Below are 22,690 nucleotides of genomic sequence, written 5' to 3' on the forward strand. Positions count from 1 at the left end.
GCACCGGCGTGGCCCGCCCCGACACTCGGACGCATGACGGAATCGGACCTGTTGAGCCGGCACCGGGCCGTGCTGCCGGACTGGCTGGCGCTGTACTACTCCGAACCGATCGAAATCGTGCGGGCGCAGGGCAGGCACGTCACCGACTCCACGGACCGGACGTACCTCGACTTCTTCGCCGGGATCCTGACCAACGCCATCGGCTACGACGTCCGCGAGATCTCCGACGCGATCCGCGCGCAGCTCGACACCGGCGTGCTGCACACCTCGACGCTCTACCTCATCCGCAAGCAGGTGGAGCTCGCCGAGCAGATCGCGGAGCTCTCCGGCATCCCGGACGCGAAGGTGTTCTTCACCAACTCCGGCACCGAGGCCAACGAGACCGCGCTGATGCTCGCCACCCAGTACCGGCGCAGCAACCAGGTGCTCGCGCTGCGCAACTCCTACCACGGCCGCGCGTTCGCGACGGTGGGCATCACCGGCAACCGGGGCTGGTCGGCCAGCGCGCTCTCGCCGGTGAAGGTCAGCTACGTGCACGGCGGCTACCGCTACCGCGGCCCGTTCGCCGGCCTCTCCGACGCCGACTACATCGCCGCGTGCGTGGACGACCTGCGCGACGTGCTGCGCACCACCACCTCCGGCGACGTTGCCGCGCTGATCGCCGAGCCGATCCAGGGGGTCGGCGGCTTCAACGTGCCGCCGGACGGGCTGCTCGGCGCGTTCAAGGAGGTGCTCGACGAGTACGGCATCCTGCTCATCTCCGACGAGGTGCAGACCGGCTGGGGCCGCACCGGCGAGCACTTCTGGGGCATCGGCGCGCACGGTGTCACCCCGGACGCGCTGACCTTCGCGAAGGGCCTCGGAAACGGGCTCGCGATCGGCGGCGTGGTCGCCCGCGCGGACGTGATGGACAGCCTGCGAGCCAACTCGATCTCCACCTTCGGCGGCAACCCGGTCGCGACGGCGGGCGCCAAGGCCACCCTGGACTACCTGCTCGACAACGATCTCCAGGGCAACGCCGCCAAGCTGGGCGACCGGCTGATCGCCGGACTGCGGGACATCGGCGACCGCTACGGCGTGGTCGGCGATGTGCGTGGCAAGGGCCTCATGCTCGGCATCGAGCTGGTGGAGCCGGGCAGCGCCGAGCCGAGCCCGCCCGCCGCCGGCATCGTGCTCGAGGAGACGAAGGCACGCGGCCTGCTCGTCGGTAAGGGCGGCCTGCACAACAACGTGATCCGGCTGGCACCGCCGATGACGCTGACCGACGACGAGGCGGGTGAGGCCCTCGCGATCCTGGGAGAGTCGATCGCGGTGGCGAACGAGGAGCGCGGCGCATGACGGAGCGGATCAGTCACTGGATCGACGGCAAGAGCTGGGCTGGGGCACCCGAACGGACCGGGGAGGTGTTCGATCCCGCCACCGGCGAAGTCCGCGCGCACGTGGACTTCGCCGGTGACCGGGAGGTCGCCGAGGCGGTCGGCGCCGCGGCCCGCGCGCTGCCCGGCTGGCGCGCCGCCTCGCTGGCCACGCGCGGCAAGGTGCTGTTCGCGTTCCGCGAGCTGCTCGCAGCGCGCAAGGACGAGCTCGCCCGGATCGTCACCGACGAGCACGGCAAGGTGCTCTCCGACGCCGCAGGCGAGGTACAGCGCGCGCTGGAGAACGTCGAGTTCGCCTGCGGGGCGCCGCAACTGCTCAAGGGCGGGTTCAGCGAGAACGTCTCGCGCGGCGTGGACGTGTACTCGATCGCCCAGCCGCTCGGCGTGGTTGGCGTGATCTCCCCGTTCAACTTCCCGGCGATGGTGCCGCTGTGGTTCGTGCCCAACGCGATCGCGTGCGGCAACACGGTCGTGCTCAAGCCCAGCGAGAAGGACCCGTCCGCGGCCTTGTTCATCGCGGAGCTGTTCGCCGAGGCGGGGCTGCCGCCGGGTGTGCTCAACGTGCTGCACGGCGACAAGGTGGCCGTCGACGGCCTGCTGGAGCACCCGGCGGTGAAGGGCATCTCGTTCGTCGGCTCGACACCGATCGCGCGCTACGTCTACGAGACCGGCACCAGCCGGGGCAAGCGCGTGCAGGCGCTCGGCGGCGCCAAGAACCACATGGTCGTGCTGCCCGACGCCGACCTCGATCTGGCCGCCGACGCGGCGGTCTCCGCCGGGTTCGGCTCGGCGGGGGAACGGTGCATGGCGGTGTCGGTGGTGGTCGCGGTCGACCCGGCCGGGGACGAGCTGGTCGCCAGGATCGCCGAGCGCATCGCCGCGCTGCGGGTCGGCGACGGCCGCGAGCCCGAGTCGGAGATGGGGCCGCTCGTCACGGCCGCCCACCGCGAGCGCGTCCGCTCCTACATCGACGCCGGGGTCGCCGCCGGCGCGGAGCTGGTGGTCGACGGCCGCGCCGCCGCGGAAGGGCGGGCCGGCTTCTGGCTGGGCCCGACCCTGTTCGACCGGGTGGGTCCGGACATGTCGATCTACACCGACGAGATCTTCGGCCCCGTGCTCTCCGTGGCCCGGACCGCCTCCTACGACGAGGCGCTGGAACTGGTCAACGCGAGCCCCTACGGCAACGGCACGGCGATCTTCACCACCGACGGCGGCGCCGCCCGGCGGTTCCAGCACGAGGTCGAGGTCGGCATGGTCGGCGTCAACGTGCCGATCCCGGTGCCGGTCGGCTACTACTCCTTCGGCGGCTGGAAGGACTCGCTGTTCGGCGACAGCCACGCCTACGGTCCGGAGGGCATCCACTTCTTCACGCGCACCAAGGTGGTCACCTCGCGCTGGCCCGACCAGTCCCACGCCGGCGTCAACCTGGGCTTCCCCGGCAACGCCTGACCTGCCGGCACAGCGAACCCGTAAACTCGTCGTCAACTACGCATCGGTAGGGCGACGAGAGGAGGTGCCGGTGGCCAGCTCCGAGGAGCGCCGCTTCGAAGTCCTGCGGGCCATCGTTGCCGACTACGTGTCGAACCAGGAGCCCATCGGATCGAAGGCGCTCGTGGACCGGCACAACCTCGGCGTGTCCAGCGCGACCGTGCGCAACGACATGGCGGCCCTCGAGGAAGAGGGCTACATCACACAACCGCACACCAGCGCGGGACGTATCCCGACCGACAAGGGCTACCGGCTCTTCGTCGACCGGCTCTCCGAGATCAAGCCGCTCTCCGGCGCCGAGCGCCGCGCCATCAGCGGTTTCCTGGAGGGCGCGGTCGATCTCGACGACGTGCTACGGCGCTCGGTGCGGCTGCTGGCCCAGCTGACGCGCCAGGTCGCGGTCGTGCAGTACCCGATGCTCACCAACTCCACCGTGCGCCACGTCGAGGTGGTGCAGCTCACCGCGGCCCGGCTGATGCTCGTGCTGATCACCGACACCGGCCGGGTCGACCAGCGCACGGTCGACCTCGGTGACGTGATAGCGGACGAGGGCGTCGCGCGGCTGCGGGACATGCTCAACGTCGCGCTGAGCGGGCACCGGCTCTCCGAGGCCGCCGCGAAGGTCGCGGAGATGCCGGAGCAGGCGCCCGCCGAGCTGCGCGACGTGATGACCAGGGTCTGTACCGTGCTGGTGGAGTCGCTCGTCGAGCATCCGGAGGAGCGGCTCGTGCTCGGGGGGACGGCGAACCTCACCCGCAACGTCGCGGACTTCCCCGGCTCGCTGCGCCAGGTGCTGGAGGCCCTCGAGGAACAGGTCGTGGTTCTCAAGCTCCTCGCCGCGGCCCGCAACCCCGGTGCGATCGCGGTGCGGATCGGTGAGGAGAATGAGGACGAGCAGATGCGCAGCACCTCGGTGGTGTCCATCGGGTACGGCATGGATGACATGCTCCTGGGGGGCATGGGCGTGGTCGGCCCGACACGGATGGACTATCCCAGCACGATCGCCGCGGTGCGTGCGGTGGCCAACTACGTGGGCCAGATCCTGGCCGGCAAGTAGCCGGTGACGGGGGACGAGGCTGTCAGCGCAGATTCGCAATAGGCACGGGAGGACGGCAAGACGGTGGCGAGGGACTACTACGGCATCCTGGGCGTGGCGAAGAACGCGCCGGACCAGGAGATCAAGCGTGCCTACCGCAGGCTCGCGCGCGAACTGCACCCTGACGTCAACCCCTCCGAGGACGCCCAGCACCGATTCAGCGAGGTCACCACCGCCTACGAGGTCCTGTCCGACCCGCAGAAGCGCAAGATCGTCGACCTCGGCGGCGACCCGCTGGAGAACGGTGCCGCCGCAGGCGGCGGTGGCGGTGACCCGTTCGGCGGCTTCGGCGGGCTCGGCGACATCATGGACGCCTTCTTCGGTGCGGCCACCGGTGGCGGCCGTGGGCGCGGCCCGCGCAGCCGGGTCCAGCCCGGCTCCGACGCGCTGATCCGGATCGGCCTCACGCTGGAGGAGTGCGCCACCGGTGTCGACAAGGAGATCACCGTCGACACGGCGATCCTCTGCGACCTGTGCCAGGGCGCCGGCACGTCGGAGGGCGCCACGGTCAAGACCTGTGACACCTGCGGCGGGCAGGGTGAGATCCAGTCGGTGCAGCGTTCCTTCCTCGGCCAGGTCGTCACCGCACGGCCGTGCCCGGTGTGCCGCGGCTTCGGCGAGGTCATCACCGACCCCTGCCAGCAGTGCGGCGGCGACGGCCGGGTGCGCTCCCGGCGGGACGTGGTGGCGAAGATCCCGCCGGGCGTCGGCGACGGCATGCGGATCCGGCTGTCCGGGCAGGGCGAGGTCGGGCCCGGCGGCGGCCCCGCAGGCGACCTCTACGTGGAGGTCGACGAGGCGCCGCACGACGTGTTCGTCCGCGAGGGCCACGACCTGCACTGCAACTTCCGCATCCCGATGACCAGCGCCGCGCTGGGCGCGACGGTGCCGCTGGAGACGCTGATCGACGGCGAGCAGGAGATCGACATCGAGCCGGGCACGCAGCCGAACACCGAGCTGGTGCTGCCCGGAAAGGGCATGCCGCGGCTGCGCTCGTCCGGCCGCGTCGACGGCAGGGGCGACCTGCACGTGCACATCGACGTCGTCGTGCCGAGCAAGCTCGACGACGAGCAGAGCGAGCTGCTGCGCGAGCTGGCGCGGCGGCGGGGTGAGGAAGCGCCCACGCTCTCCGGCAACGGCCACAAGCACGGCGGCGGCCTGTTCTCGAAGCTGCGCGCCAAGAGCCGCTAGTGCCCGACGGCGCCGACGGTAGCGACAGCACACCGCCGGTCTTCCTGGTCGCGGAGCTGCCTGCTGGCGAGCACGTGTCGCTCGACGGCGAGGAGGCACGGCACGCCGCCACCGTGCGGCGGACGCGGCCGGGCGAGCAGCTGACCCTCTCCGACAGTGCCGGAGGTGTCGCGCGCTGCGTGGTGGAGGCCGTCCACCCCGGCCGCCACCCTCGTCTCGACCTGCGGGTGCGGCAGCGGTGGCAGGAGCCGCCGCCCGCGCTGCGCGTCACGATCGCGCAGGCGCTGGCCAAGGGCGATCGTGGCGAGCTCGCCGTCGAGCTCGCCACCGAGGCCGGAGCGGACGCTGTGCTGCCGTGGCGGGCCGCCCGCAGCATCGCCCGCTGGGACGAAGGCCCGCGCGGGGCCAAGGCGCTCGCGCGGTGGCGTGCCGCCGCCCGCGCCGCCGCGAAGCAGGCCCGGCGAGGGCGGGTTCCCGAGGTCGGCGATCCGGTCGGCACGAAGGAGCTGGTCGCGGTGCTCTCCGGCGCCGCGTGCGGCCTCGTGCTCGACGCCGACGCGCCGCGGCGGCTCACCGAGGCGGAGCTGCCCGCGGAGGGCGAGCTCGTGCTGGTCGTCGGTCCGGAGGGTGGGATCACGCCCGGTGAGCGGGAGGCGTTCGCCGCAGCCGGGGCGCTCGGCGTGCGGCTCGGCCCGACGGTGCTGCGCACCTCGACGGCGGGCGCGGTCGCCCTCGGCGCCCTTGGCGCGCTCACCAGCCGCTGGCGCGGCTGATGTAGCCCGAACGGGTGCCGTCAGTTCGACCGTCGCGGCTGTTTGGACGTATTTCCATGCCACTGCTGGCGTGACGCCAGGAACAACCGTTACGCTCGTTAACGATCGACTTCCCCCGGTTTCGGCGCGCTCGGCGCGCCGACGACCCGCCGGACACCTCCCCCCTCGGTCCGGCGGAGCCGCGGAGGCGGTGGAGCGACCCCCAGGCTTCACCGCCCCGCGGCGCCTAGTCGGTGACCGGGCCACCTCCCTCAGGCGCCTGTGCCACTTCGCAGCGCCCTTGCCGCCCGCGTGGCCACCCTCGATAGGGTCTGCGCATGAGCGACGCGGACACGCTGTTCGAACGAATCATCGCCAGGGAGATCCCGGCCGAGGTCGTGCACGAGACCGAGACCACGCTGGCGTTCCGGGATGTCCGGCCGCAGGCGAGCACGCACGTGCTCGTGGTGCCCAAGACCCGGTACCGCACGGTGGCCGAACTCGCCGCCGCCGATCCGCAGCTGCTCGCCGACGTCGTCACCACCGCCGAGGAGGTGGCCAGGCTGGAGGGTCTCACCGAGAGCGGCTACCGCATCGTCTTCAACACCGGTGACGACGCAGGCCAGACCGTGTTCCATGTCCACGCGCACGTGCTCGGCGGGGAACAGCTCGGCTTTTTCGGGCGTTATACCGACGGGGCCTGAACGGCCCTGGGCGGGGTAATCTACCTGCCCTACGGCGTCGATGCCGTTAGCATCGACGTGGCGAGAATGACCAGTACCGACCAGCATCGACCAGCATCGACCAGCATCGACCAGCATCGACCAGCGCAGCCGCGCAGAAAGCAGGCCCGAGGGCACGTGGCCGGAACCGCCCCGCAGCAACCCACAGAGGCCGCCTCGCAGGCAGCCCAGTCGAAATTCCCCATTCCCGACGCCGCCGCACTTGTCCTGCTCGGCTCCCGGGACGAGAACCTCCGGGTCGCGGAGGATCTGCTCGACGCCGACGTGCACGTCCGCGGCAACGAGGTCACCCTCACGGGTGCACCGGCCGATGTCGCCTTCGCCGAGCGCGTCTTCGCGGAGCTCGTGCTCCTGGCCGGGCGTGGCCAGCAGATGGGGCCGGACGCCGTCCGGCGCACCGTGGCGATGCTCTCGGCCGGCAGCTCGGAGTCGCCCGCCGACGTGCTGAGCATGGACATCCTGTCCCGCCGTGGCCGCACGATCCGGCCGAAGACGCTCAACCAGAAGCGTTATGTCGACGCGATCGACAAGCACACCGTCGTGTTCGGCATCGGCCCCGCCGGTACCGGCAAGACGTACCTGGCGATGGCCAAGGCCGTGCAGGCGTTGCAGGCCAAGCAGGTGACGCGGATCGTCCTCACCCGGCCCGCCGTCGAGGCGGGCGAGCGGCTCGGCTACCTGCCGGGCACGCTCAACGAGAAGATCGATCCGTACCTCCGGCCGCTGTACGACGCGCTGCACGACATGGTCGATCCCGAGTCGATCCCGCGGCTCATGCAGGCGGGCACGATCGAGATCGCGCCGCTGGCCTACATGCGCGGCCGCACGCTGAACGACGCGTTCATCATTCTGGACGAGGCGCAGAACACCACGCCCGAGCAGATGAAGATGTTCCTCACGCGGCTCGGCTTCGGCTCCAAGGTCGTGGTCACGGGCGACATCACGCAGGTGGACCTGCCGAGCGGGCAGCGCAGCGGGCTGCGGATCGTGCGGGAGATCCTGGAGGGCGTCGACGACCTGTTCTTCTCCAGCCTCACCAGCCACGACGTGGTGCGGCACCGGCTCGTCGGCGACATCGTGGACGCCTACGAGAAGTGGCACGCGACCCAGGACGCCCCCAACAGCGGGAAGGCCGCCGGCGACCGATGAGCGAGGAACGTCGATGAGCATCGAGATCGCGAACGAGTCCGGCGCGAGGGTGGAGGAGGAGTCGATCGTCTCCGCGGCCCGGTTCGCGCTGGACAAGATGGAGGTCAGCCCCCTCGCCGAGCTGTCCGTGCTGCTCGTGACCCTCGAAGTGATGGAGGACCTGCACGAGCGCTGGATGGACCTGCCGGGGCCGACGGACGTCATGGCGTTCCCGATGGACGAGCTGGAGGCCACCCGCAGGCCCGACGCCGCGGAGGCGTCGCCGGCGCTGCTCGGTGACATCGTGCTGTGCCCGGCGTTCGCGAAGGACCAGGCCCACGCGGCCGGCCATTCGCTCGGCGACGAGTTGCACCTGCTGACCGTGCACGGCGTGCTGCACCTGCTCGGCTACGACCACGCCGAGCCGGCCGAGGAACGTGAGATGTTCAGCCTGCAGAAGCGCATCCTCGCCGACTTCCAGGCGGCAAGGGCCGCCGCCGAGCGCCGGGACGCCCGGCGCACTGCCGACGACCGGCTGCTCGGGGCGGCGGGTCTCAACGGAGGGCCAGAGCCGGAGTCGTCGTGACCAGTTCCGCGGTCCTGCTCGTCATCGCCGCACTGCTCGTCCTGCTCGGCGGTGTGTTCGCGGCGGCGGACGCGGCCATCAGCACGATGTCGCAGGTCCGGGCCGAGGGCCTGGTGCGGCTGAGCCGGCTCGGGGCGCGTCAGCTCACCGCCGTCCTGCGCGAGCGCAGGCGGCATATCAACCTGCTCCTGCTGCTGCGCATGGGCTGCGAGCTCACCTCGACCGTGCTGGTCACGGTCGTCAGCCTGCGCAGGATCGAGCCGGTGTGGCTCGCCGTCGTGACCGCGGGCCTGGCGATGGTTGTGATCAGCTACGTCCTCGTCGGCGTCGGCCCGCGCACCATCGGCAGGCAGCATCCCGACCGCGTCGGGCTGATCGTGGCGGGGCCGGTGCGCGTGCTCGGCTCCGTGCTGGGCCCGCTGAGCAGGCTCCTCATCGTCCTCGGCAACGCCATCACACCGGGCAAGGGGTTTCGCGAGGGCCCGTTCACCACCGAGGCCGAGCTGAGGGAGCTGGTGGACCTCGCGAGGGAGCGCGGCGTCGTGGAGGACTCTGAGCGCGAGATGATCCACTCGGTGTTCGAGCTCGGCGACACGGTGGCCCGCGAGGTCATGGTGCCCCGCACGGAGATCATCTGGATCGAGCAGAACAAGACCGTGCGCCAGGCGCTCGCGCTGTCGTTGCGGACCGGCTTCACCCGGCTGCCGGTGATCGGTGAGTCGGTGGACGACGTCGTGGGCGTGGTCCACCTCAAGGATCTCGTCCAGGCGTCGATGGCCGAGGGCGGCAACGCCCGCGAGGTGGGCGAGCTGATGAACCCGGCGAGCTTCGTGCCCGACTCCAAGCGGCTCGACGAGCTGCTCAAGGAGATGCAGGTGTCGCGCAGCCACCTGGCGATCGCGGTCGACGAGTACGGTGGCACCGCCGGCCTGGTCACCATCGAGGACATCCTGGAGGAGATCGTCGGCGAGATCACCGACGAGTCCGACACCGGTGAGCGGCCGCCGGTGGAGTACCTGGACGACAACGCCGTCCGCGTGTCGGCGAGACTGGCGGTCGACGACCTTGGCGAGCTGTTCGCCCTCGACCTCTCGGACTACGACGTCGAGACCGTCAGCGGGCTGCTCGCGCAGCGGCTCGGCCGGGTGCCGCTGCCGGGCGCCGAGGCCGAGATCGCCGGCCTGCGGCTGCACGCCGAGGGCGGCAAGGACCGGCGCGGCAGGATGCGGATCACCACGGTCGTCGTGCGGGCGGTCGACGACCGGATCGCCGGCCGCAGGCTGCCGGTGGGCAACGACGAGCAGGACAGGAGTGTGGAGCATGCCTGAGAGCGGGCCCGAGCTGGATCCCGAGGACGAGAAGATCGTGATCCTGGCGCGCTCGACGCGCGCCCGTAGCCAGGCGCCGGAGGGCGCGGCCGTGCGGGACACCGACGGGCGAACCTACGCCGCAGGCACGGTCGACCTGCCGTCGCTGAAGCTGACCGCCCTGCAGGCCGCGGTGGCGGCCGCGGTGTCCAGCGGGGTGGAGGGGCTGGAGGCGGCCGCCGTGGTCACCGCGGAGCCGCTGGTCGCGGAGGCCTCCGTGCACGCCGTGCGCGACCTCGCGCCCGAGGCGCCGATCCTGCGGGCGGATCCCTCGGGCGAGGTCCAGGAGACCCTTCGGTGACCGAAAGCCATCGATCGGGGTTCGCCTGCTTCGTCGGGCGGCCCAACGCGGGCAAGTCCACTCTCACGAACGCGCTGGTCGGCAGCAAGATCGCCATCACCTCGAGCAAGCCGCAGACGACCCGGCACGCGATCCGCGGGATCGTGCACCGCGAGGACGCGCAGCTCGTCATCATCGACACCCCCGGTCTGCACCGGCCGCGCACCCTGCTCGGCGAGCGGCTCAACGACGTGGTGCACTCCACGTGGTCCGAAGTGGACGTCATCGGCTTCTGCGTGCCCGCCGACGAGAAGATCGGGCCCGGTGACCGGTTCATCGCCGCCGAGCTCGCCAGGATCGCCCGCCGTACTCCGGTGATCGGCATCGTCACCAAGACCGACCTTGTGCGGCCCGAGCAGATCGCGAAGCAACTGCTGTCGTTGCAGGACGTGATGGACTTCGCGGATCTCGTGCCCGTTTCGGCCGAAAAGGACTACCAGGTCGGCACGCTCGCCGACCTGCTCGTCGCGCGGCTGCCCGAGGGCCCGCCGCTCTACCCGGGCGGCGAGCTGACCGACGAGCCCGAGCAGACCCTCATCGCGGAGCTCATCCGGGAGTCGGCGCTGGAAGGGGTGCGCGACGAGCTGCCCCACTCGATCGCGGTCACGATCGAGGAGATGCTGCCCCGCGACGGGCGCGACGACCTGATCGACGTGCACGCGTTTCTCTACGTCGAGCGGCCGAGCCAGAAGGGGATCGTCCTCGGGCACCGGGGGGCGCGGCTGAAGGAGGTCGGTGCGACCGCCCGCAGGCACATCGAGGCGTTGCTCGGCACCAAGGTCTATCTCGACCTGCACGTGAAGGTTGCCAAGGACTGGCAGCGCGACCCCAAGCAGCTCCGGCGGCTGGGCTTCTGAGAACCTGTTCCGGTCTGGGGTGACGTGCACGATCGCCTCGTGGGTGTGAAGACGAGCAACGACCGGGAGGCGCCGTGTCCGACCAGTATCCCCAGTACCCGCAGTATCCCGAGTATCCGCAGTACCCGGGCAACTACGGGCAGGCGCCGCCGCCCGGCCCCTACGGACCGTACGGCCAGTACGGGCCGCCGCCCAACTACGGACCGCCGCCGGACAACAACCTGGTGTGGGGCATCCTCGCCACCGTCTTCTGTTGCCTGCCACTGGGCATCGTCTCGATCGTGAAGGCGAACCAGGTGTCCACGCTGTGGATGCAGGGCCTGCACGCCGAGGCGCGGAAGGCGGCCGACGAGGCGAAGAAGTGGGCGATCTGGTCGGCGGCGAGCCTCGGCATCCTGGTGCTGCTCTACGTCGTCTTCATCGTCGTGATGCTCGTCGCCTTCGGGATGGCGGCCAGCGACATCACCCCGGGATAATGCTCGGGGTGAGCGCCGAGACCGTCTACTCGGGAGCGCCCGCGCGCGGCCCGCGGGCGCGGGCCAGGGCGCTCGGCCCGCCGCTCGCGGTCGTGGCGGCGGGCGCGGCGGCGGCTGCGATCGTGCTGTGGGGCGACCCGACCACGCCCGGCGGCCCGCTGCCGGTGTGCCCGACGAAGGCTTTCTTCGGCATCGACTGTCCCGGCTGCGGCGCGCTGCGGATGCTCTACAGCCTCCTGCACGGCGACCTTCCCGCAGCCCTGCGGTACAACGCCGTGACCGTCGTCGTGCTCGGGCTGCTCGCCTGGAGTTTCGCCGCGTGGACCACCGGCCGGTGGCGCGGGCGGTGGGTCCGCAGCTGGCTGCACTGGCGGTGGACGCCGGCCGTCGCCGGTGTGGTGCTCGCGGTGTGGTTCGTGGTCCGCAACCTCCCTTTCGCGCCGTTCACCGCCCTCTACGTGTGACACCGGGGGACACTTCGGCCGCAACGGCGACTTCCTGAGACAGCCGGTACGAGCGGCAGGTACGCTCCCCGCGCAGCCGCGGCGTCGCGCCACGGCGATCGAGGCATGACGAGCTAGGGGAGGGCCCCATGACCAACCCGTACGGGCAGCCGCCGCAGCAGCCCTACGGCCAGCAGCCACCGCAGTACGGCCAGCAGCAGGCGTACGGCCCGCCGTCGGGCGGGATGCCGGCCGCGCCGTACGGTCAGCAGCCGCAGGCGCCCTACGGCCAGCAGCCCTACGGCCAGCCCGGCTACGGTGCGCCGGGCATGGGCGGGCAGCCCGGCGGCCAGGACATCCCTGACTACAAGGGCTGGGCGATCGGCTGCATCTTCCTGTTCTGGGTCCTCGCCATCTTCGCGATCATGAAGTCGAACGAGGTCGGCACCTACAAGATGCAGGGCAACTTCGCGGCCGCGCAGGAGGCGTCGAAGCAGACGAAGACACTGTGCATGATCGCGACCGTGATCGGCGGTATCGGCTGGCTGATCGCGATCATCATGATCATTGTCGCGATCGCCGCCACCGGTGAGGCGATCGACTCCATCAACAACTACTGACGCCGCCGCGAACGGGACTCACGGCCACTGTCGGCCGGTGGTGACATCATGTCCCGGTGAGTCTGTACCGGGACATCGGCGTGGTGCTGCGGGTGCACAAGCTCGGTGAGGCCGACCGCATCATCACCCTGCTCACGCGACGGCACGGGAAGGTGCGTGCCGTCGCCAAGGGCGTGCGCCGGACCACCTCCCGGTTCGGCGCCCGGCTGGAGCCGTTCGGGCACGTCGACGCGCAGTTCTACACCGGCCGCACGCTCGACGTGATCACCCAGGTCGAGACGGTCGACGCGTTCGCGCTGCCGATCGTGGGCGACTACCAGCGCTACACCGCGGCCAGCGCCATCACCGAGACGGCCGACCGGCTCACCGTCAACGAGGGCGAGCCTGCGCTGCGGCTGTACCTGCTGGTCACCGGCGCGCTGCGGGCGCTGGCCGGGGGGCAGCGGGACGCCTCGCTGGTGCTCGACGCGTTCTTCCTGCGCGCGATGGCCTTCGCGGGCTGGGCGCCGGCCATCACCGAATGCGCCCGCTGCGGCGAGCCGGGGCCGCACCGCGCCTTCAGCGTCCAGGCGGGTGGCTCACTGTGCTCACGCTGCCGTGCCGCCGGGTCGGTGCACCCGGCGCCCGAGGTGTTCCTGTTGCTCGAAGCGCTGCTGCACGGGGACTGGTCGGTGGCCGAGGCGAGCACCGTCGGGGTGCGCAGGGACGTCAGCGGCCTGGTGGCCGCGCACCTGCAGTGGCACCTGGAGCGGCAGCTGCGGTCGCTGCCGTTCGTGGAGCGCCGTGCCCGTGAGTCCCCGATCGCGGGCAGGTTAGGGTCGGATGCGATATCCGGCAGTACGGAGGTGCCAGGTGCGACGGAGGGGACGCGAGACCGCGGCGTCACAGGTGGCGCCACGGCCACCTGACCCGCACCCTTCCGGCGCCCGCCCGCCGCAGATCCCGCCGGAGCTGGTGCCGCAGCACGTCGCGCTCGTGATGGACGGCAACGGCCGTTGGGCGAACCAGCGCGGGCTGCCCCGGATCGAGGGGCACAAGCGCGGCGAGGCCGTGATGATCGACGTCGCCAGCGGGGCCGTCGAGCTGGGCGTGAAGTGGCTCTCGGTGTACGCCTTCTCCACCGAGAACTGGAAGCGCAGCCCCGACGAAGTGCGCTTCCTGATGGGGTTCAACCGCGACACGATCCGCAGGCAGGTCGACTACCTTGGCTCGATCGGCGTGCGCATCCGCTGGGCAGGCCGCCGGCCGCGGCTTTGGCGCAGCGTCATCAAGGAGCTGCAGGCGGCGGAGGAGAAGACGAGGCACAACACGAAGCTCAACATGACGATGTGCGTCAACTACGGTGGCCGCGCGGAGGTCGGTGACGCGGTGCGCCAGATCGCCAGGCTCGCCGCCGAGGGCCGGATCGACCCGGACAAGGTCGACGAGCGCACCATCGCGAAGTACCTGTACCAGCCCGAGATGCCGGACGTGGACCTGTTCCTGCGGCCCTCGGGCGAGCTGCGCACGTCGAACTTCATGCTGTGGCAGTCCGCGTACGCGGAGTTCGTCTTCCAGGACACCCTCTTTCCCGACTTCGACCGCACGAAGCTGTGGGACGCCTGCCTGGAGTACGCGCGGCGCGATCGCCGCTTCGGTGCGGCGGTCGACAGAACAGGCACCGGAACCGATACCGCCGCCGCGACGAAGGGTTCGTCATGACCTCGGAAGCCGCTGACACCGCCGCCTTGCTCACCGCGGCGCGCGAGTCGCTCGAACGCTATCTCGAGGTGCACGTCGACGACGACGGCGCGCTGACGTTCTCGCACGCCGACGTGCCGTGCGTGATCCAGGCGACGCGCCTGGCCGAGGGGCTGAACGTGCTGAGCCTGACCTGCGTGGTGGCCTGGGACCTGCCCGACGACAAGACGGTCGCCGCCTCGGTGGCGGAGCGCGCGGGCCAGGGCCTGTTCGGCACGCTCGGCGTGGTGCACACCGAGCGCGGGATGGACCTGACGCTGCGGTACGCGTTCCCGGCGCAGGGCCTCGGCGACGCCCCGCTCGGCACCCTGCTGATGCTGGTGGTCTCCACCGCGTCCCAGGTTCGGACCGACCTGCTCGGCGCCGACTCGTGAGTGCCCACCCGAGTTAGAACACCGCTGGCCACTCACGACCCGCGCGCATGGCATCATCTGGCTAATGGCAACCGTTTCCGACAGTGAGCTCGGTTCGGCGCAGCCACGCGCCCGCCGCCGGATCACGTCGATCGAGGTGCTGTGCGCGATCCTGGTCGTGGCGCTGCTCGGCCAGTCCTGGCTGCGGTCGGTGTTCGACGTGCCCGCGCTCAGCACCGCCTCGACCGTTTTCGTGGCGGTCTGCGTGCAGGCACTGCCCTTTCTGGTGCTGGGTGTGCTCGTCAGCGGTGCCATCGCGGCGTTCGTGCCCGCCCGCGCGCTGGAGCGGCTGCTGCCTCGCAGGCAGGCCGCCGCCGTCGGCGTCGCCGGGTTGTCGGGTGTCGCGCTGCCGGGCTGCGAGTGCGCCTCGGTACCGGTCGCCCGCAGGCTGATGGGCCAGGGGGTGGCCCCGGCCGCCGCGCTGACTTTCCTGCTCGCCGCGCCCGCGGTGAACCCGGTCGTGCTGGTCGCCACGGCGGTCGCGTTCCCCGGTGAGCCCGGTATGGTGCTGGCGCGGCTCGCCGGATCGCTCGCGACATCGATGGTGATGGGCTGGCTGTGGATTCGCTGGGGCAAGCTGGAGTGGATCGCCGAGCGTGCCCGCCGAAGGCTTCCGGAGACCAGCGGCCGTGACCGGTGGTCCACCTTCGCCGAAACCGCGCGCGCCGACCTGGTGGACGCGGGCGGGTTCCTGGTGCTCGGCGCGCTGGTCTCCGCGGCTCTCGGGGTGCTGGTGCCCGGGGAGTGGTTCGGCGTGCTGTCCGATCAGATCGTGCTCGGCATCCTCGTCATGGCGGTGCTCGCCGTGGTGCTCTCCCTGTGCAGCGAGGCGGACGCCTTCGTCGCGGCATCGCTGTCCGCCCTGCCGCTGCTGCCGAGGCTGGTGTTCCTCGTCGTCGGGCCGGCCATCGACGCGAAGCTCTTCGCGCTGCAGGCCGGCACGTTCGGCCGGGCGTTCGCGTTCCGGTTCGCCCCGGTGACCTTCGTCGTCGCGATCGGCTGTGGCGTGCTGGCCGGGCTGGTGTTCCTCGGCGGTGTGCGATGAGGCGAGAGACGCAGAACATCCTGCTCATCCTGCTCGGCGGGGCACTGCTCAAGATCGCGCTGAACGGCGACTACCTGCGCTACGTCAAGCCGTCGCAGCAGCCGTGGGTCATCGCGGGCGGGGCGGCGATGGTGCTGCTCGGCGGGATCGCCGTCGTGCGCGACGTGCTGGCGGCCCGGCGTGCCGAGCCCGCCGGAGTGCCCGGGGACGACTGCCACGACCATCCGGCGCGCTCGGCGTGGCTGCTGATGGTCCCCGTGCTCGCGGTGTTCCTGGTGGCACCACCCGCGCTTGGTGCCGACTCGGTGGCCCGCAACGAGGCCAGGGCGCCGGAGGTCACCCGCGGCGCTTCCTTCCCGCCGCTGCCGCCGGGCGAGGTGGTGCCGCTGGCCGTGTCGCAGTTCGTCACCAGGGCGGGCTGGGACGCGGCGGGCACGCTCAACGGCAGGACCGTGTCGATGACCGGGTTCGTCGTGCGCGACGGCCGGGACGTGCTGCTGGCCCGGATGGTGATCAGCTGCTGCGCGGCGGACGCGTTCCCGGTGACGGTGCGTCTGACCGGCGAGCCGCGGGCGGCGGAGCTGCCCGTCGACACGTGGATCGAGGTGACCGGCCAGTACGTGCCGGGGCCGCAGCAGCGGCGCCCCGGCCACGCGCCGGAACTGGCGGTCACGACCCTTCGGGAGACCCCGGCGCCGCCGGACCCCTACGAGTACTGACGTCCCGAACCGAAGCCTCGTGAGTGCCTGCGCGAGTTAGAACTCGCCTGCGCACTCACGAGCGGTGACCAGGGCTCTTGGCGCGTGCGCAGTCGGCGCAGGTGCCGACGATCTCCACGGTGTGGCTGATGTCGGAGAAGCCGTTGCCGGTCGCGATCTTCTCGGCCCACCGTTCGACGGCAGGCCCCTCGATCTCGACCGTGTGGCCGCAGTGCCGGCACACGAGATGGTGGTGATGATGCGAGGAGCAGCGGCGGTAGACGGCCTCGCCCGAGCCCGTGCGCAGGACGTCGATCTCCCCTGCCTCGGCCAGTGACTGCAGCGTGCGGTACACGGTGGTCAGGCCGACGCCCTCGCCACGCTTGCGCAGCTCGTCGTGCAGGTCCTGCGCCGAGCGGAAGTCGTCGACCTCGCCCAGCAGCTCCACCACCGCGGCGCGCTGCCTGGTCGCGCGACGGCCCGGCATGGGCGCCCGGCCGCGGGTCTCCGTTGTGCTCATCCGTGCGCCTCCTCCTGCACGTGTGCGACGGCGTCGACGACGATATGGGCCAGGTGGTCGTCCACCAGACGGTAGGCCACCTCCCGGCCGCGCCGCTCGCCGTGCACGACGCCGGCCGCCTTGAGCACCCGCAGGTGCTGGCTGATCAGCGGCTGGGCGACGTCGAGGGCGTCCACGAGTTCGTGTACGCACCGGTCGCCGTCCCGCAGCTGCAGCACGATCGCGATCCGCACGGGGGCGGCGAGCGCGCGCAGCAGCTCCCCGGCGTCGGCGAGGGTACCCGGCGCGGGTGGTGGCGTGGGCGGTGACTGCGCCGGCGCCGGCGAGTGCACGTGTGGCTCCGCCTCTCCGGGCAGTCCGGACGGAGCCGCGCCGGAACTCACCGTCGGCATGTCGATCTCCAGCCCTTGGTCGTGAAGCGTTGATGGAGGATGCCCTACCATCCTAGTGTTCCGGTGACAGTGAGCCCGGCCGTCATGATCCGCCGTGCTGCTACTGCTCCATCCGGGTGAGACTGAGGGGACCATGACACGTTTCGTGACCAAGTTGGCCGCCGGTGCCGCCACCCTGGCGCTGGCCGCCCTCCCGGGTGCCGCGACGGCCCAACAGCAGGCGGTGGACGAGGAGACCGGCCCGGTGGCCTACGCCAACGCCGCCGCGCTGAAGGTGGGCGAGAAGGGCGGGTCGGTCATCAGTGAGACGCAGCGCTCCCCGCTCAGCCCGGGCACCTCGCGGCTCGCGCAGAGCCGGACGACGGTCCCCGGCACCGACGACGAACGCGCCGCCGCGGGGCCCTACTACGAGATCGGCCTCGGCAAGCACCACGTCGCCGCCACGCTGAAGGACACCAACGTGCCCACCGCCGTCGCGCGGGCCGACTACGCGCTGCGGGATCTCGCGCGGAAGAACGACCCGACCGTGCTCGAGTTCCAGGGCGCGAAGAGCGAGGTCACGTGCCCCGCGCCGGGTTCGCTGACCGGCACGACGTCGGCCGAGAAGCTGTGGGTGCGCCACGGCGGCAAGCTCGTCTCCGTCAAGCTCCCCAGCGGGAACGAGCCGCTGACGCTCCGGGACCTGCCGCTCGGCCCGCCGCGCGACGTACCGGACGCCGCCGCCGGCGAGCGCGTCACCTCCGACGTGACGATCAGCAGGATCAGCTCCTACGACGACCTGCTGCGCCAGGAACAGTGGCGCAGCGGTGACGTGACCGTCGCCGCGGGCTGGCAGGTCGAGATCGTCACCCATGTGCCGAAGGCCGTGAAGCCCACGAAGGTCACAGATGCCCCGGAGTCGCCGGAAGCGAAGTCGGACGACACCGCGGCGCCGGAGACCTCGGGCACCACCGAAACCAGCGAGACCACCGGAGCGGGCGAGGAGTCCGGCACCGCGAGCACCGGCCGGACGGACCCGGCGACCGAGCAGACCAAGCACACCGAGCACACCGAGGACACCGGGGATGTCGAGGATGTCGTCACCAGGATCGTGCTCGGCGGGGTGAGCTGCTCGCTGCCGCAGGACTTCGTCGCCGCGGCGGGTGGGGACGGCCGGTCCGGCCCGGCGGTGCCGGTGAAGATCCCGGCCGGGGACGGGCCCGGGCAGGCCGCCACCCCGTGGGGTGCGGGGCTCCTCGGCGCGGGCGTGCTGTTCGGCGGTGCCGCCGTGCTGGTCGCCCGGCGCCGCAGGCCCGGCCCCGGCGCGGAGTAGTTCTCGTGCGGCGGCGCTACGTCGCGGGCGGGCTGGGCACACTGGCCGTGGCCGCGGTGCTCGCCGGGGTGCTGGTGCTGACCTCCGGCACCGACGAGCCTGCTTCGCACGCGGCCCCCGCGCCGCCCACGGCGCCCACCGCCGCGGCGACGCCCGCCGCCACCGAACCGTCGCGCGCGTCCTCCGCGCCGCCCACGGCCGCCGCGCAGCCTCCGGGCACGGTGCGCCTGCCCGAGGGCGGTACGGCGCGGCTCGTCCGGCGGGAGCTGACCGCCGACGGGACCCTGCCGATCCCCGACGGGCTCGACGAGGCGACCTGGTGGGGCGCGAAACTCGGTGCCGAGCACGGCGCCGCGTTGCTGTCCGGGCACGTCAACTGGGCGGACCGGACCGGGCCGTTCGACGAGCTCTGGCGCAGCCGCGAGGGCAGGCGGGTGACCGTCGTGGACATCGCGGGCGGCCGCTGGGTCTACCGCATCACCGACGTGCTCACCCTGCACAAGGACGAGCTGGCCGGGCACGCCGAGCGGCTGTTCGGGCAGGACGGGCCGCACCGGCTCGTGCTCGTCACGTGCGGCGGCGACTACGTCGGCGGCACCGACGGTTACGAGGACAACCGGATCGTCACCGCGGAGCTCGTCGCCCGGCCGTGAACGGCTCATCCCGGCGCGAGCTGGGCGCGGCAGGCCGGATAGGCTGATAGCTCACTGTCATAACCGATCCCGCATGCCCCGGAGCGTGGAGTGCCCGCCAACACCATTGAGACCGTCGTCAGCCTGTGCAAGCGTCGTGGCTTCGTCTTCCCGAGCGGGGAGATCTACGGCGGTACCCGGTCGGCGTGGGACTACGGACCCCTGGGCGTCGAGCTCAAGGACAACATCAAGCGCCAGTGGTGGAAGGCGATGGTGCAGACCCGCGACGACGTCGTCGGCCTCGACTCGTCGGTGATCCTGCCGCGCCAGGTGTGGGTGGCCTCCGGTCACGTCGACGCCTTCGTCGACCCGCTGGTGGAGTGCCTTTCGTGCCACCGCCGTTTCCGCGCCGACCAGCTCGCCGAGGACTACGCCGAGCGCACCGGCAAGGAGGTCGCCGAGGGGGACCTCTCCGACGTGCCGTGCCCGAACTGCGGCACCCGTGGCCAGTACACCGAGCCGCGTGAGTTCAACGGGCTGCTCAAGACCTATCTCGGCCCGGTCGAGTCCGAGGAGGGCCTGCACTACCTCCGCCCGGAGACCGCGCAGGGCATCTTCGTCAACTTCCTGAACGTGCAGACGACCTCGCGCAAGAAGCCGCCGTTCGGCATCGGCCAGATCGGCAAGTCGTTCCGCAACGAGATCACGCCGGGCAACTTCATCTTCCGCACCCGCGAGTTCGAGCAGATGGAGATGGAGTTCTTCGTCGAGCCGGGCGAGGACGAGAAGTGGCACCAGTACTGGATCGACTTCCGCACCGACTGGTACACCGGCCTCGGCATCGCGCGGGACAACCTGCGCCACTACGAGCACCCGAAGGAAAAGCTGTCGCACTACTCGAAGCGGACCGTCGACATCGAGTACCGGTTCGGGTTCTCCTCCGGTCAGGAGTGGGGTGAGCTGGAAGGCATCGCCAACCGCACCGACTTCGACCTCACCACGCACTCGAACCATTCCGGTGTGGACCTGTCCTACTTCGACCAGGCATCCGGGCAGCGGTACCGGCCGTTCGTGATCGAGCCGGCGGCGGGCGTCGGCCGTCCGCTGATGGCGTTCCTGCTCGACGCCTACACCGAGGACGAGGTGCCCAACGCCAAGGGCGGCGTCGACCAGCGCTCCGTGCTCAAGCTCGACTACCGGCTCTCGCCGTACAAGGTGGCCGTGCTGCCGTTGTCGCGCAACGCCGACCTCACGCCGAAGGCCCGCGACATCGCGGCGACGCTGCGCCGGAACTGGAACGTCGACTTCGACGACGCGGGCTCCATCGGCAAGCGCTACCGCAGGCAGGAGGAGATCGGCACGCCGTTCTGCGTGACGATCGACTTCGACTCGCTCGACGACCACGCGGTGACCGTGCGCGAACGCGACACGATGGCGCAGGAGCGCGTCGCGATCGACAAGCTGGAGTCGTACCTGGCCACCCGCCTCGTCGGCTGCTGACCATGCGGCCGGGAGGCATCGGACCCGCCGCGTGGCTGCGCCGCGGCCTGCTCGGCCTGGCGCTCGTCGTGGCACTGGTGGTCGGTGGCACGGCGTTCCGGGTCTGGTACGTGGCCCGCGCCGACGATCGCATGCACGCCGACGCGATCGTGGTGCTCGGCGCGGCCCAGTACAACGGCACGCCGTCGAAGATCTTCGAGGCCCGGCTCTCGCACGCGAAGGACCTCTACGACGAGGGGGTCGCGCGGCACATCATCACCTCGGGCGGCAGCAGGGTCGGGGACGCGTTCACCGAGGCCGAGGCCGGCGTGCGCTGGCTCGTCGACAACGGCGTGCCCCGCGAGGACACGACCGCCGTACCGGAGGGCAGCGACACGCTGCGCTCGCTGCGGGCCGTCTCGGCGGAGGCGACGGCCCGCGGCTGGAACTCGGCTGTGATCGTCAGCGACCCGTGGCACTCGCTGCGCGCGGGCACGATGGCCAGGGACGTCGGTCTCGACGCCTGGACCTCGCCTACGCACAGCGGGCCGATCGTGCAGACGCGGGAGACGCAGGCCAAGTACATCTTCCGGGAAACCGGCGCCCTGCTGTACTACCGGCTGTCGAAGAACCCGGCCGACGACATCGGCGGCACCGGACTCGGCTGATCCGGCCTAAGCTTGCGGCGATGACCCCGATCGACGCCTACACCGCGCACGACCGCGAGCGCAGGCTGGCCGAAACGCCGAAGGGTGCCGGGCTGCCCGGCGCCCGTTCCGACGGGCGCACGCCGTTCGCCCGGGATCGTGCGCGCGTGCTGCACTCCGCCGCGCTGCGCAGGCTCGCAGGCAAGACGCAGGTCGTCGGGCCCGGCGAGGGGGCGGAGGTGAGCGGTGTCCCGCGCACCAGGCTGACGCACTCGCTCGAGGTGGCGCAGATCGGCCGCGGGATCGCCGAGGAACTCGGCGCGGATCCCGACCTGGTCGACACGGCGGGCCTGGCGCACGACATCGGCCATCCGCCGTTCGGGCACAACGGTGAGCAGGCGCTCGAGGAGTTCGCGCGGGACTGTGGTGGCTTCGAGGGCAACGCGCAGACGCTACGCATCCTCACCCGGCTGGAGCCGAAGGTGCTCGGCTCCGACGGCCGGAGTTTCGGGCTGAACCTCACCCGGGCGTGCCTCGACGCGGCCACGAAGTATCCGTGGCCCCGCGAGGCGGGATCGGCGAAGTTCGGCGCCTACGCCGACGATCTCGACGCGTTCCGGTGGATGCGTGACGGAGCGCCCCAGCGCCGTCCGTGCCTGGAGGCGCAGATCATGGACTGGTCCGACGATGTGGCCTACTCGGTGCACGACGTCGAGGACGGGGTGCTCGCGGGCCGGATCTCGCTGCACGTGCTGCGGGACACCGAGGAGCGCGCGGCGCTCGCCGAACTGGCCGCGAAGCACTTCTCCACCAAGTCGGTGTCCACATTGGAGGACGCTGCGCGGGAGCTGCTGCGGCTTCCGGTGCTCGCCGAGCTGGCCCGGCCAGGAGCGGACTCCTCGATGGCGGCCCAGGTGGCCCTGAAACGGCTGACCAGTGAGCTGGTGGGCCGGTTCGCGGGTGCGGCGGTGACCGGCACCCGGGCGGTGCACGGGGACGGCCCGCTGTGCCGCTACGGCGCGGAACTTGCGGTGCCGGAGCAGGTGGCCGCCGAGGTCGCGCTGCTCAAGGCACTGGCGCTGCGCTACGTGATGAGCGACCGGCGGCGGCTCGCCATGCAGGAGGGCCAGCGGCAGCTGCTCGCGGAGCTGGCCGCGGCGCTGCTCCGGCGTGCGCCCGAGGCACTCGACCCCGCCTTCCGGCCCGCCTGGGCGGAGGCAGGCGGTGACGCGGCCAGGCTGCGGGTGGTGGTCGACCAGATCGCCTCGCTGACCGACGCGCAGGCGCACGCCTGGCACGCGTGGCACGCCGGCCGGCAAGGCTGAGCGTTACTCGATGGTGTGATGATC

Annotated in this window: 26 protein-coding genes; 24 read left to right on the plus strand and 2 right to left on the minus strand. The window is 71.5% G+C overall.

From position 1 onward, the window contains the following. Positions 1 to 33 precede the first annotated feature (33 nt). The 19 genes from JAP66_RS29195 to JAP66_RS29285 all read left to right on the plus strand — a co-directional run bounded on the left by JAP66_RS29195 (position 34) and on the right by JAP66_RS29285 (position 16,380). The gene (locus JAP66_RS29195; RefSeq protein ID WP_199435089.1) at positions 34 to 1,338 is read left to right on the plus strand and encodes an aspartate aminotransferase family protein; all 1,305 of its coding nucleotides are present in this window, start codon (positions 34 to 36) and stop codon (positions 1,336 to 1,338) included. Next, positions 1,335 to 2,825, plus strand: coding sequence for a CoA-acylating methylmalonate-semialdehyde dehydrogenase (locus JAP66_RS29200; protein WP_199435090.1), 1,491 nt, complete (start codon positions 1,335 to 1,337; stop codon positions 2,823 to 2,825). The genes JAP66_RS29195 and JAP66_RS29200 overlap by 4 nt, the downstream gene beginning before the upstream one ends. A gap of 70 nt (positions 2,826 to 2,895) precedes the next feature. After that, positions 2,896 to 3,921: a heat-inducible transcriptional repressor HrcA gene (gene hrcA / locus JAP66_RS29205; RefSeq protein WP_199435091.1), complete on the plus strand. Its 1,026-nt coding sequence runs from the start codon at positions 2,896 to 2,898 to the stop codon at positions 3,919 to 3,921. Between the two features lie 63 nt (positions 3,922 to 3,984). Beyond that, on the plus strand, positions 3,985 to 5,151 hold the full coding sequence (gene dnaJ / locus JAP66_RS29210; RefSeq protein ID WP_199435092.1) for a molecular chaperone DnaJ: 1,167 nt from the start codon (positions 3,985 to 3,987) through the stop codon (positions 5,149 to 5,151). Continuing rightward, entirely contained in the window at positions 5,151 to 5,924 is a 774-nt protein-coding gene (locus JAP66_RS29215; protein ID WP_199435093.1) for a 16S rRNA (uracil(1498)-N(3))-methyltransferase, read from the plus strand. Before dnaJ ends, JAP66_RS29215 begins: the two co-directional genes overlap by 1 nt. 317 nt (positions 5,925 to 6,241) lie before the next feature. Beyond that, positions 6,242 to 6,607, plus strand: coding sequence for a histidine triad nucleotide-binding protein (locus tag JAP66_RS29220; RefSeq protein WP_199435094.1), 366 nt, complete (start codon positions 6,242 to 6,244; stop codon positions 6,605 to 6,607). 156 nt (positions 6,608 to 6,763) lie between these two features. Then, positions 6,764 to 7,795, plus strand: a complete 1,032-nt coding sequence (locus JAP66_RS29225; RefSeq protein WP_199435095.1) for a PhoH family protein — start codon at positions 6,764 to 6,766, stop codon at positions 7,793 to 7,795. A gap of 13 nt (positions 7,796 to 7,808) precedes the next feature. Then, on the plus strand, positions 7,809 to 8,360 hold the full coding sequence (gene ybeY, locus JAP66_RS29230) for an rRNA maturation RNase YbeY (RefSeq protein ID WP_199435096.1): 552 nt from the start codon (positions 7,809 to 7,811) through the stop codon (positions 8,358 to 8,360). Then, positions 8,357 to 9,688, plus strand: coding sequence for a hemolysin family protein (locus tag JAP66_RS29235; protein WP_199435097.1), 1,332 nt, complete (start codon positions 8,357 to 8,359; stop codon positions 9,686 to 9,688). Before ybeY ends, JAP66_RS29235 begins: the two co-directional genes overlap by 4 nt. Then, the gene (locus JAP66_RS29240; RefSeq protein WP_199435098.1) at positions 9,681 to 10,028 is read left to right on the plus strand and encodes a cytidine deaminase-like protein; all 348 of its coding nucleotides are present in this window, start codon (positions 9,681 to 9,683) and stop codon (positions 10,026 to 10,028) included. The genes JAP66_RS29235 and JAP66_RS29240 overlap by 8 nt, the downstream gene beginning before the upstream one ends. Next, positions 10,025 to 10,924 (plus strand): GTPase Era, encoded by a 900-nt coding sequence (gene era / locus JAP66_RS29245; protein WP_199435099.1) that lies wholly within the window; start codon positions 10,025 to 10,027, stop codon positions 10,922 to 10,924. The genes JAP66_RS29240 and era overlap by 4 nt, the downstream gene beginning before the upstream one ends. A gap of 74 nt (positions 10,925 to 10,998) precedes the next feature. Beyond that, the gene (locus JAP66_RS31875; RefSeq protein WP_199435100.1) at positions 10,999 to 11,400 is read left to right on the plus strand and encodes a CD225/dispanin family protein; all 402 of its coding nucleotides are present in this window, start codon (positions 10,999 to 11,001) and stop codon (positions 11,398 to 11,400) included. Next, a complete protein-coding gene (locus tag JAP66_RS29255; RefSeq protein WP_199435101.1) occupies positions 11,400 to 11,864 on the plus strand; it encodes a DUF2752 domain-containing protein in 465 nt (154 codons plus the stop codon). Before JAP66_RS31875 ends, JAP66_RS29255 begins: the two co-directional genes overlap by 1 nt. Positions 11,865 to 11,992: 128 nt before the next feature. Further along, complete coding sequence (locus JAP66_RS29260) at positions 11,993 to 12,463, plus strand: CD225/dispanin family protein (protein WP_199435102.1); 471 nt, start codon at positions 11,993 to 11,995, stop codon at positions 12,461 to 12,463. A 56-nt stretch (positions 12,464 to 12,519) separates the two neighbouring features. Further along, positions 12,520 to 13,371, plus strand: coding sequence for a DNA repair protein RecO (gene recO, locus JAP66_RS29265; protein ID WP_199435103.1), 852 nt, complete (start codon positions 12,520 to 12,522; stop codon positions 13,369 to 13,371). After that, entirely contained in the window at positions 13,316 to 14,164 is an 849-nt protein-coding gene (locus JAP66_RS29270) for an isoprenyl transferase (protein WP_199435104.1), read from the plus strand. The genes recO and JAP66_RS29270 overlap by 56 nt, the downstream gene beginning before the upstream one ends. Beyond that, positions 14,161 to 14,577 carry a hypothetical protein gene (locus tag JAP66_RS29275; RefSeq protein ID WP_199435105.1) on the plus strand — a complete coding sequence of 139 codons (417 nt, stop codon included), beginning with the start codon at positions 14,161 to 14,163 and terminating at the stop codon, positions 14,575 to 14,577. The genes JAP66_RS29270 and JAP66_RS29275 overlap by 4 nt, the downstream gene beginning before the upstream one ends. A 64-nt stretch (positions 14,578 to 14,641) precedes the next feature. After that, a complete protein-coding gene (locus JAP66_RS29280; RefSeq protein ID WP_199435106.1) occupies positions 14,642 to 15,661 on the plus strand; it encodes a permease in 1,020 nt (339 codons plus the stop codon). Beyond that, entirely contained in the window at positions 15,658 to 16,380 is a 723-nt protein-coding gene (locus JAP66_RS29285; RefSeq protein ID WP_199435107.1) for a TIGR03943 family putative permease subunit, read from the plus strand. Before JAP66_RS29280 ends, JAP66_RS29285 begins: the two co-directional genes overlap by 4 nt. A gap of 55 nt (positions 16,381 to 16,435) precedes the next feature. Here the strand turns inward: JAP66_RS29285 and JAP66_RS29290 are convergent, their stop codons facing one another. Both JAP66_RS29290 and JAP66_RS29295 read right to left on the minus strand, forming a co-directional pair. Further along, the gene (locus JAP66_RS29290) at positions 16,436 to 16,879 is read right to left on the minus strand and encodes a Fur family transcriptional regulator (RefSeq protein WP_199435108.1); all 444 of its coding nucleotides are present in this window, start codon (positions 16,877 to 16,879) and stop codon (positions 16,436 to 16,438) included. Further along, on the minus strand, positions 16,876 to 17,271 hold the full coding sequence (locus JAP66_RS29295) for an ArsR/SmtB family transcription factor (RefSeq protein ID WP_199435109.1): 396 nt from the start codon (positions 17,269 to 17,271) through the stop codon (positions 16,876 to 16,878). The genes JAP66_RS29290 and JAP66_RS29295 overlap by 4 nt, the downstream gene beginning before the upstream one ends. A gap of 145 nt (positions 17,272 to 17,416) precedes the next feature. On the opposite strand from JAP66_RS29295, the gene JAP66_RS29300 reads away from it, so the two are divergent. The 5 genes from JAP66_RS29300 (at position 17,417) to JAP66_RS29320 (ending at position 22,666) form a co-directional block, all read left to right on the plus strand. After that, positions 17,417 to 18,583: a hypothetical protein gene (locus JAP66_RS29300; RefSeq protein ID WP_199435110.1), complete on the plus strand. Its 1,167-nt coding sequence runs from the start codon at positions 17,417 to 17,419 to the stop codon at positions 18,581 to 18,583. A gap of 5 nt (positions 18,584 to 18,588) precedes the next feature. Further along, positions 18,589 to 19,236: a class F sortase gene (locus JAP66_RS29305; RefSeq protein ID WP_307849769.1), complete on the plus strand. Its 648-nt coding sequence runs from the start codon at positions 18,589 to 18,591 to the stop codon at positions 19,234 to 19,236. Positions 19,237 to 19,326: 90 nt separating this feature from the next. Continuing rightward, positions 19,327 to 20,715 carry a glycine--tRNA ligase gene (locus JAP66_RS29310; protein ID WP_199435111.1) on the plus strand — a complete coding sequence of 463 codons (1,389 nt, stop codon included), beginning with the start codon at positions 19,327 to 19,329 and terminating at the stop codon, positions 20,713 to 20,715. Between the two features lie 2 nt (positions 20,716 to 20,717). After that, on the plus strand, positions 20,718 to 21,362 hold the full coding sequence (locus JAP66_RS29315; protein ID WP_199435112.1) for a YdcF family protein: 645 nt from the start codon (positions 20,718 to 20,720) through the stop codon (positions 21,360 to 21,362). A gap of 20 nt (positions 21,363 to 21,382) precedes the next feature. Further along, positions 21,383 to 22,666 (plus strand): deoxyguanosinetriphosphate triphosphohydrolase, encoded by a 1,284-nt coding sequence (locus tag JAP66_RS29320; RefSeq protein WP_199435113.1) that lies wholly within the window; start codon positions 21,383 to 21,385, stop codon positions 22,664 to 22,666. Positions 22,667 to 22,690: the final 24 nt, after the last annotated feature.

This window comes from Qaidamihabitans albus, assembly GCF_016464705.1.
Classification (GTDB): domain Bacteria; phylum Actinomycetota; class Actinomycetes; order Mycobacteriales; family Pseudonocardiaceae; genus Qaidamihabitans; species Qaidamihabitans albus.

Coding starts and splice junctions, on each gene's coding strand:
- JAP66_RS29275 (WP_199435105.1), top strand. CDS start 14,161: ATGACCTCGGAAGCCGCTGACACCGCCGCCTTGCTCACCGCGGCGCGC.
- JAP66_RS29255 (WP_199435101.1), top strand. CDS start 11,400: ATGCTCGGGGTGAGCGCCGAGACCGTCTACTCGGGAGCGCCCGCGCGC.
- JAP66_RS29320 (WP_199435113.1), top strand. CDS start 21,383: ATGACCCCGATCGACGCCTACACCGCGCACGACCGCGAGCGCAGGCTG.
- JAP66_RS29315 (WP_199435112.1), top strand. CDS start 20,718: ATGCGGCCGGGAGGCATCGGACCCGCCGCGTGGCTGCGCCGCGGCCTG.
- JAP66_RS29220 (WP_199435094.1), top strand. CDS start 6,242: ATGAGCGACGCGGACACGCTGTTCGAACGAATCATCGCCAGGGAGATC.
- JAP66_RS29260 (WP_199435102.1), top strand. CDS start 11,993: ATGACCAACCCGTACGGGCAGCCGCCGCAGCAGCCCTACGGCCAGCAG.
- JAP66_RS29240 (WP_199435098.1), top strand. CDS start 9,681: ATGCCTGAGAGCGGGCCCGAGCTGGATCCCGAGGACGAGAAGATCGTG.
- JAP66_RS29285 (WP_199435107.1), top strand. CDS start 15,658: ATGAGGCGAGAGACGCAGAACATCCTGCTCATCCTGCTCGGCGGGGCA.
- JAP66_RS29290 (WP_199435108.1), bottom strand. CDS start 16,879: ATGAGCACAACGGAGACCCGCGGCCGGGCGCCCATGCCGGGCCGTCGC.
- JAP66_RS29195 (WP_199435089.1), top strand. CDS start 34: ATGACGGAATCGGACCTGTTGAGCCGGCACCGGGCCGTGCTGCCGGAC.
- JAP66_RS29280 (WP_199435106.1), top strand. CDS start 14,642: ATGGCAACCGTTTCCGACAGTGAGCTCGGTTCGGCGCAGCCACGCGCC.
- ybeY (WP_199435096.1), top strand. CDS start 7,809: ATGAGCATCGAGATCGCGAACGAGTCCGGCGCGAGGGTGGAGGAGGAG.
- JAP66_RS29200 (WP_199435090.1), top strand. CDS start 1,335: ATGACGGAGCGGATCAGTCACTGGATCGACGGCAAGAGCTGGGCTGGG.
- JAP66_RS29295 (WP_199435109.1), bottom strand. CDS start 17,271: ATGCCGACGGTGAGTTCCGGCGCGGCTCCGTCCGGACTGCCCGGAGAG.